Here is a 292-nt window from a genome sequence, read left to right as displayed (position 1 = left end):
AAGATTATGAAGTGACCGGTGGAACGGTAGAGTTTCACGGTAAAGATTTACTTGAATTGTCACCGGAAGACCGGGCCGGTGAAGGGATCTTCATGGCTTTTCAGTATCCAGTGGAGATCCCAGGCGTCAGCAACCAGTTCTTCCTGCAAACGGCGCTTAACGCGGTGCGTCAGTATCGGGGCCTGGAGGCGCTCGATCGCTTCGATTTTCAGGATCTGATGGAAGATAAAATCAAAACTGCTGAAAATGCCGGAAGATCTGCTGACCCGTTCGGTGAACGTGGGCTTCTCGG

1 pseudogene is annotated in these 292 nt (G+C 51.7%); it reads left to right on the top strand.

What is annotated here, in order from left to right:
* Positions 1–292 (top strand): annotated as a pseudogene (gene sufC, locus GYRE_RS14315) (Fe-S cluster assembly ATPase SufC); the annotation flags it as partial.

The organism is Yokenella regensburgei ATCC 49455 (genome assembly GCF_000735455.1).
GTDB classification, from domain to species: Bacteria; Pseudomonadota; Gammaproteobacteria; order Enterobacterales; family Enterobacteriaceae; genus Yokenella; species Yokenella regensburgei.
This window is presented reverse-complemented; position numbering and strand designations above follow the sequence as displayed.